A 6,233-nucleotide genomic window follows, 5' to 3' on the forward strand; every position below is an offset into this window, starting at 1 on the left:
CTCGCCGCTGCCGCCGGCCCGGCCCGGCCGGGGGAGCTGGCGGGCGAGGAGGCCGCGCTGGCCGCGTTCCGGGCCGCCCGGGCCGCCGCCCCGGAGCCCGCCGCGGCCCGACGACCACGCAGCCGTCGGCTCACCACCGGCGCGTTGGCCTGGATCGGGGCGCTGGCCGCCACCGCCACCGCGGGCGCCGCGTTCGCCGCGGCCGGCCTGGACCGGGCACCCGACCCGGTCCCGCCGGCGCCGAGCAGCGCGCCACCGACCGCCAGCGATCCCGCGGCGACCGCGGCGACCACGCCGACCGCGCCGAGCCGATCGGCGTCGCCCGGCCCGCCGTCCCCGACCGGCACTCCGACCGTCGGTTCGGCGCCGAACGGTCAGCTGCACGGGCTGTGCCGGGCCTGGCGCGCAGGGAAGCCCGAGAAGCGGGAGAAGAAGTTGCGGACGCCGGCCTTCCAGCGGCTGGTGGAGGCCGCCGGTGGCGTCGCCGCGGTCGAGGAGTACTGCCAGCGACTGGTGCCCGAGGCGAAGCCGTCGGCTCCGGCGCGGTCGTCTGCCCCCGCCGAACCGTCCTCGGCGGGGACGCCGCCCGGATCGGCGAAGACCAAGCCCTCCCACCCGGCCGGGTCGGCCGCGAACTGAGCGTCCGGCCGGCGCGTTCGTTCTGCCGTGCACCGGGAAATTCGTCTGTTAGACAGGGGTTGGTGGCACCGTCGACGCCGCCGACAGTGTCGGTGGCCTGGTTTACGGTGGCACAGTGTTCCGGAGTTGGCGCACGACGAAGGAGGCTGCACCAATGGTGACGTCGCCCGAGCTGGATCGCAGCGCGATCCTGCGTGAGTCCGCGGCCGCAGGCCGACATCTCGCGCGCATCTGCTTCAAGACCGGCCCCCCGACATACACCGGCGTCGAACTGGAATGGACCGTGCACGACGCCGCCGACCCTGCCCGACCGGTCGACCCGGTGCGGCTGCGGGCGGCGCTGGGGCGCCACAGCCCCGTCACGCTGGACCCCACGAGCCCCGCCGAGCCGCTGCGACACGGCGGCACGGTGACCCTCGAACCGGGCGGCCAGTTGGAGATCTCCACCCCGCCGCGTTCTTCGACCGGCGCGCTGATCCAGGCCACCGAGGCCGACATCGCCCAGGTCACCGGCCTGCTGGCCGCCGCCGGGCTGACCCTCGGCCGCAGCGGAATCGACCCGCACCGTCGGCCCCGCCCAGTGGTGGACACTCCCCGCTACCGCGCCATGCGTCGCGCCTTCGACCGGCGGGGTCCGGCCGGCCGGACGATGATGTACAGCACCGCCGGTCTGCAGGTCTGCCTCGACATCGGCGAGCCGGACCAGGTCGCGGCGCGCTGGGCGACGGCCCACGCGGTCGGGCCGCCGTTGCTCGCGGCGTTCGCCTCGGCCAGCCGGCACGCCGGGCGGCGCACCGGTTGGGCGTCCGCGCGTATGGCCGCCTGGCTGGCCATCGACCCGGCCCGCACCCGCCCGGTGTGGGTGCCCGGCAACGCCGACGAGGATCCGACGACCACCTGGATCCGGTACGTGCTTGCCGCGCCGCTGCTCTGCCTGCGCCGACGCGGCCCGGACTGGGCCCCGCCGCCGGGTGTCACCTTCGCCGACTGGCTCGACGGCGCGCTGCCCCGTCCGCCCACCACCGACGATCTTGACTACCACGTCAGCACCCTTTTTCCACCCGTGCGCCCGCGCGGCTACCTGGAACTGCGCTATCTCGACGCCCAGCCCGACCGGGACTGGCGTCTCCCGCTGGCGGTGCTGAGCGCGCTGTTCACCGACGCGGGCACCGTGCGCGCGGCGTACACGATCGGCGCGCCGGTGGCGCGCCGCTGGTCGGCGGCCGCGCGGCACGGCCTGTCCGACCCGACGCTGGCCGCCGCCGCGGCCGCGCTGCTCGACCTGGCCCTGGCCACACTGCCCCAGCTGGAGCTGCCGGCCGGCACCCACGACGAGGTCCAACGAGGCGTACGACGGCGGCTGGCCGCCGCACAGAGGGGAGACCGGTGAGCGCGAGGAGTGAGCCGGGGTTGCGAGCCCCGCAGTCGCGAACGTTGGCGGACCGGTGAGCGCGAGGAATGAGCCGGGGTGGCGAGCCCCGCAGTCGCGAACGGAGGGGAGACCGGTGAACGGCGAGACGGTGAGTGTGGGCACGACGGACCATCCCGAGGGGGAGCGGTTGCGGGGGCGGATCGCGGCGGAGTTGGCGCGCGCCCGGTCCCGTACCGCCCTGCTGACCGAGGCGGTCGACGACGCCGACCTGATGCGCCAGCACTCTCCGTTGATGTCGCCGTTGGTCTGGGATCTGGCGCACGTCGGCAACCAGGAGGAACTCTGGCTGGTCCGTGATGTGGGTGGCCGCGAGCCGGTCCGCTGCGACATCGACGAGCTGTACGACGCGTTCAAGCAGCCCCGCCGCGACCGGCCCGCGCTGCCGCTGCTGCCACCGGCGGAGGCGCGTGCCTACCTGGGCACGGTCCGGGACAAGGTGCACGACCTGCTCGACGCCGTGAGCTTCACCGATCGGCCGTTGGTCGCCGCCGGGTTCGCCTTCGGCATGATCGTCCAGCACGAGCAGCAGCACGACGAGACGATGCTCGCGACCCACCAGCTGCGCGCGGGCGCGGCGGTCCTGCACGCCCCGCCACCACCCGAGCCGACCGCCCGCGTCGGCGGTGAGGTGCTGGTGCCGGCCGGGGAGTTCACGATGGGCACCGACAGCGACCCCTGGGCCCTGGACAACGAACGTCCCGCGCACCGCGTCGACCTGCCCGCGTACGTCATCGACGCCGCGCCGGTCACCAACGGCGAGTACGAGGCGTTCATCGCCGACGGCGGCTACGACGACCCGCGCTGGTGGAGCGCGGCGGGTTGGGAGCACCGGGTTTCCGAGCAGCTCGTCGCGCCGATGCACTGGCGCCGCGACGGCGATGGCTGGGCGTACCGGCGTTTCGGCCGGTGGGATCCGGTGCGCGCCGACGAGCCGGTGGTGCACGTGTGCTTCCACGAGGCGCAGGCGTACGCCGCGTGGGCCGGTAAGCGTCTGCCGACCGAGGCGGAGTGGGAGAAGGCCGCCCGGTGGGACCCGGCGACCGGGCGGTCGCGCCGCTACCCGTGGGGCGACGGGGACTCGACCGAGGCGCACGCGAACCTCGACCAACGTCACCTGCGGCCGGCGCCGGTGGGAGCGTACCCGGCCGGCGCGTCGCCGCTGGGCGTGCACCAGCTCATCGGGGACGTCTGGGAGTGGACGTCGACCACCTTCCGCGGGCATCCCGGCTTCACCGCGTTCCCCTACCGCGAATACTCGGAGGTCTTCTTCGGCGACGACTACCGGGTGCTGCGCGGCGGCTCGTTCGGCACGGACCGGTCGGCCTGCCGGGGGACGTTCCGCAACTGGGACTATCCGATCCGGCGGCAGATCTTCAGCGGCTTCCGCTGCGCCCGGGACGCCGCACCGGACGAGTCGCGCCGGTGATGCCGCACCGGGCCGGCGCGGCGGCGGCCGGATTGCGCTGATGTGCCGTCACCTGGCCTATCTGGGGCCGCCGGTCACGCTGGCCGAGTTGCTCTTCGCGCCGGCGCACGCACTCGTACGCCAGTCCTGGGCGCCTCGCGACATGCGCGGCGGCGGCACGATCAACGCCGACGGGTTCGGCGTCGGCTGGTATCCGAGCGACGGCGAGCCGGTGCGTTACCGGCGTGCCCAGCCGATCTGGAGCGATCCGACGATCGCCGAGCTGGCTGCGGTGACCCGCGCCGGCGCTGTGCTGGCCGCGGTCCGCTCGGCCACCGTCGGGATGGCGGTGCTCGACGGCGCCGCCGCGCCGTTCGCCGAGGGTCGGTGGCTGTTCAGCCACAACGGTGTGGTCCGGGGCTGGCCGGAAGCGATGGTGTCGCTCGCCGCCGGCCTGCCGGTGCGTGACCTGCTGACCCTGGACGCGGCCACCGACTCGGCCCTGCTGTGGGCGCTGGTGCGGCACCGGCTGCGCGCCGGTGACGACCCGGCGGAGGCGGTGGCCCGGACGGTGGCCGAGGTCGCCGTGGCCGCTCCGGGGTCGCGGCTGAACGTGCTGCTCACCGACGGGCGGCGGGTGGTGGGCACCACGTCCGGCCACGCGCTGTCGGTGCGTGCGGCGGCGGGCTCGGTGCTGCTGGCCTCCGAGCCACACGATGACGACCCCGGATGGCGGCCGGTGCCGGAGGGGCACCTGGTCACGGCCACCGTGGACGAGGTGCGGATGTGCCCACTGCCGACCCGGTGAGCCGCACCGGTCGGGCACGCGAGGTGTGTGACTGAGCAGAGAGGCAGGACCGATGACCGCGGAACCGTTGGAGATCTACCTTGAGCCGCAGGACCTGGAGCGTGGTCTGCGTCAGGACGTCCGGGCCGGGTTGACCGCCGAGCCGAAGTGGCTGCCGCCGAAGTGGTTCTACGACTCGCGGGGCAGCGAGCTGTTCGAGGAGATCACCCGGCTGCCCGAGTACTACCCGACGCGGGCGGAGCGGGCGGTGCTGGCCGAGCACGCACCGGACGTGGCGGCGCTGACCGGTGCCAAGACCCTGATCGAGCTGGGCTCCGGCTCGTCGGAGAAGACCCTGCTGCTGCTGGACGCGTTCACCCGTCGGGGCGGCCTGGGCACGTTCGTCCCGTTGGACGTGTCGGTCAGTGCCCTGCTGGGGTCGACCGCGCAGATCGCCGCCGACTATCCGGGGCTGCGGGTCCGGGGCATCGTGGGGGACTTCACCCGCCAACTCGACCGGCTGCCCACCGGCGGTCGGCGGTTGGTGGTGTTCCTGGGCGGCACGATCGGCAACCTGCTGCCGGCCGAGCGGGCCGACTTCCTGGCCGCGATGCGCGCCGCGCTGGAGGTCGGCGACTGGCTGCTGCTCGGCACCGACCTCGTGAAGGACCCGTCGGTCATCGTGCCCGCGTACGACGACGCGGCCGGGGTCACGGCCGAGTTCAACCGCAACGTGCTGTACGTGATCAACCGGGAGTTGGGCGCCGACTTCGACCCGGAGGCGTTCGAGCACGTCGCCCGCTGGGATGCCGACCACGAGTGGATCGAGATGCGGCTGCGGGCGACGCGCCCGATGCGGGTCCGGGTGCTGGACCTGACGGTCCAGTTCGCCGCGGGGGAGGAGCTGCGGACGGAGGTGTCGACGAAGTTCCGCCCGGAGCGGGTGGCCGCCGAGCTGCGCGAGGCGGGCTTCGCGGCGACGAACTTCTGGACCGACCCGGACGGGCTCTTCGGGGTGACGTTGGCCCAGGCGCGGTGAGGCTGTTCACCACGACTTCCGGCCCGGGCACGGTGAGGCTGTTCACCCACGGCGTCCGAGCCGCTCGGTGATCGGTTAGGCTGGTCGCGCGAAGGGGAGTAGCCCTCAATGTCGTGGTCGACATACTGGTGCGTTCCGCACCCGGCCACGCGGCCCCGGTCTCCGGGGCGGGCGAGACCTTCGACTCAGGCTGTTACAGCCGGGTCGAGGGCGCCCCGTACCTCCTCCCGGCGTGAACGGGAAGGATGTCATGGAGGGATTCCTCGCCGCGCTGGTCGTCAGCTTCGGTGTCATTTTCGTGGCCGAGCTGGGAGACAAGTCCCAGCTGATGGCGCTGACGTTCGCTACGCGGTTCAAACCGATTCCGGTGCTGATCGGCATCACCGTCGCCACGGCGGTGGTGCACCTGGCGTCGGTCGCCATCGGTTCGGGCCTCGGCGCCGTGCTGCCCACCGAGTGGATCTCCCTGGTGGCCGGTGTGGCGTTCCTCGGCTTCGGCGCGTGGACCCTGCGCGGTGACACGCTCACCGAGGAGGAGAAGCGCAAGGCCGAGAAGACCAGCAAGACCGCGATCGTGGCGGTGTCGGTGGCGTTCTTCCTGGCCGAGCTGGGCGACAAGACGATGCTCGCGACGATCACCCTGGCCACCAAGTACGGCTGGTTCGGCACCTGGCTCGGCTCCACGATCGGCATGGTCGCCGCGGACGCGCTGGCCATCCTGGTCGGTCGGATGCTCGGTCGCCGCCTGCCGGAGAAGACCATCAGGTACGGTGCCGCGGTGCTCTTCGCCATCAGTGGCCTCTGGCTGATCCTGGAGGCCGTCAACGAGCTGACCTGAGCACCGACTAGCCAGGATGGCCAGCGCGTCCGCGGCGACCATGCCGATCGTGGAGCCGAGCCAGGTGCCGAACCAGCCGTACTTGGTGGCCAG

At 73.5% G+C, this 6,233-nt stretch carries 6 protein-coding genes and 1 pseudogene; 6 read left to right on the forward strand and 1 reads right to left on the reverse strand.

Annotated features, from left to right (window positions below):
* The 6 genes from AB0J68_RS24595 to AB0J68_RS24620 all read left to right on the forward strand — a co-directional run.
* A partial coding sequence (locus AB0J68_RS24595; RefSeq protein WP_363940587.1) for a hypothetical protein occupies positions 1-639 on the forward strand: 639 nt, incomplete at its 5' end.
* A gap of 154 nt (positions 640-793) precedes the next feature.
* The gene (gene egtA, locus AB0J68_RS24600; RefSeq protein WP_363940588.1) at positions 794-2,029 is read left to right on the forward strand and encodes an ergothioneine biosynthesis glutamate--cysteine ligase EgtA; all 1,236 of its coding nucleotides are present in this window, start codon (positions 794-796) and stop codon (positions 2,027-2,029) included.
* A gap of 115 nt (positions 2,030-2,144) precedes the next feature.
* Positions 2,145-3,497 (forward strand): ergothioneine biosynthesis protein EgtB, encoded by a 1,353-nt coding sequence (egtB, locus tag AB0J68_RS24605; protein WP_363940589.1) that lies wholly within the window; start codon positions 2,145-2,147, stop codon positions 3,495-3,497.
* A 40-nt stretch (positions 3,498-3,537) separates the two neighbouring features.
* Entirely contained in the window at positions 3,538-4,284 is a 747-nt protein-coding gene (gene egtC / locus AB0J68_RS24610; protein WP_363940590.1) for an ergothioneine biosynthesis protein EgtC, read from the forward strand.
* Between the two features lie 52 nt (positions 4,285-4,336).
* Positions 4,337-5,302: an L-histidine N(alpha)-methyltransferase gene (gene egtD / locus AB0J68_RS24615; RefSeq protein ID WP_363940591.1), complete on the forward strand. Its 966-nt coding sequence runs from the start codon at positions 4,337-4,339 to the stop codon at positions 5,300-5,302.
* A gap of 250 nt (positions 5,303-5,552) precedes the next feature.
* Complete coding sequence (locus tag AB0J68_RS24620) at positions 5,553-6,140, forward strand: TMEM165/GDT1 family protein (protein ID WP_354862932.1); 588 nt, start codon at positions 5,553-5,555, stop codon at positions 6,138-6,140.
* Between the two features lie 12 nt (positions 6,141-6,152).
* Here the strand turns inward: AB0J68_RS24620 and AB0J68_RS24625 are convergent.
* A pseudogene (locus AB0J68_RS24625) lies at positions 6,153-6,233 on the reverse strand (UPF0016 domain-containing protein); the annotation flags it as partial.

Source organism: Micromonospora sp. NPDC049580 (genome assembly GCF_040675595.1).
Taxonomy (GTDB): Bacteria; Actinomycetota; Actinomycetes; order Mycobacteriales; family Micromonosporaceae; genus Micromonospora.

Coding starts and splice junctions, on each gene's coding strand:
- egtA (WP_363940588.1), top strand. CDS start 794: ATGGTGACGTCGCCCGAGCTGGATCGCAGCGCGATCCTGCGTGAGTCC.
- egtC (WP_363940590.1), top strand. CDS start 3,538: ATGTGCCGTCACCTGGCCTATCTGGGGCCGCCGGTCACGCTGGCCGAG.
- egtD (WP_363940591.1), top strand. CDS start 4,337: ATGACCGCGGAACCGTTGGAGATCTACCTTGAGCCGCAGGACCTGGAG.
- AB0J68_RS24620 (WP_354862932.1), top strand. CDS start 5,553: ATGGAGGGATTCCTCGCCGCGCTGGTCGTCAGCTTCGGTGTCATTTTC.